Source organism: Hymenobacter pini, from assembly GCF_020421205.1.
GTDB classification, from domain to species: domain Bacteria; phylum Bacteroidota; class Bacteroidia; order Cytophagales; family Hymenobacteraceae; genus Hymenobacter; species Hymenobacter pini.
This window is the reverse complement of record NZ_JAIZZH010000012.1, coordinates 1-1270: the sequence shown is the minus strand read 5'-3', so window position 1 is coordinate 1270 and position 1270 is coordinate 1. Positions and strand designations below refer to the sequence as shown.

2 protein-coding genes are annotated in these 1270 nt (G+C 49.5%); both read right to left on the bottom strand.

The genetic code is table 11. The features are described 5' to 3' along the window. Window positions 1-132 precede the first annotated feature (132 nt). Window positions 133-948, bottom strand: coding sequence for a glycosyltransferase family 2 protein (locus LF252_RS22685; RefSeq protein WP_226271884.1), 816 nt, complete (start codon window positions 946-948; stop codon window positions 133-135). Window position 949: 1 nt separating this feature from the next. Continuing rightward, the coding region (locus LF252_RS22680) for a hypothetical protein (protein WP_226271883.1) at window positions 950-1270 on the bottom strand (321 nt) is incomplete at its 5' end.

The window sequence follows — 1270 nt, the reverse complement described above, 5'->3', positions numbered from 1 at the left end:
GCTTCGGCGTAGACCAGCGGCAGTGCCTGCGCCAGGTAGTACCAATCGTACGCTACGCAAAAACCTACTTTTATCTCAACTCCCATCTATGCTTTCTGTACTTTTCGGAACACTGAATCTCCCCTGGTATTACTAATTGATTCCTAGCAGCTTTTCTAGCAATACGATGGATTTATAGTGAATTCCGGCGTAGTTTTTTTGCAGGAATGTTTTACGATTATCCGTATTCAGCACATTCTTTTTACCGGAGCTGCCACCCATGACATGGACAACGGAGGCGTCAGAATAATAATGAATCTGGTAGCCCAGCTTTCTGATATCCCAGCACCACTGAATATCCTCGCAGTACATAAAAAAGTCGTCATTGAGCTTACCGTTTGGCAGCTGCTGCAATAGCTCCCGCCGGAACATAAAGAATGTTCCCCACACCCAGTCGGCTTCGGTAGTGAAAGAATGGTCAAAGAAAGCCCCGAGCAGCAGTTTCTGCCGCGTGCGTTTTGGCAGCAGCTTCTGCAAGCGCAGCAACTCAATCAGGTAGTAGCGCACCGAGGGAAACCGCTGCGCCGGCGACTGGTTGCCGCCTTGCACGTACGTGAGCCGCGTGGAGACAACCCCCACTTCCTTATGTTGCTTCAGATATGTGTAGGCCTTGGTAATAGCGTCATCTTCCAGATAGGTGTCGCTATTCAGGAGTAATATTACTTCTCCTTCAGCAACCGCTATGCCCAGGTTGTTGCCCCCGGCAAAGCCCAGATTCTTTTCACTGGCCACTAGCTTAATAGCCGGAAACCGCTCCTTAAAAACCGCCGGCCTGGTTTCTACCGAGGCGTTGTCTACCAGGATAATTTCGTAGGAAACCCCGTGCGTGTGCGCAATGATTGATTCGAGGCAAGCCGTCGTAAGAGCAAACGTATTGTAGTTAATGACTACAATGGAAACCTGAATCATATTATTTCAGAAATCTAGAAAACAAAGAAGTAGCCCGGGCAAGCCAAATGGAATTTTTTAGTACCAGCTGAAGCGCGGAAGGAGTTGCCGGCGGTTTTTGTTGGTAATGCTGAATCAACTCCGGGACAGAATGAGCCGGTACCAACGACATCTTATCCCATAGCTGCGGAATGATGGGGTGAAAACCATCGGCCTGCTGATAATTCAGCTTGGAGAGGTCATTCCAGAACTGAAAGTAGGCCTGGGTGTCAAAATCGTTTTTGTGGCCCCAGTTGCTGATCTTCTGCTCAATCTCGCCCGCCGAGCGCGCCCAGGACTGGTG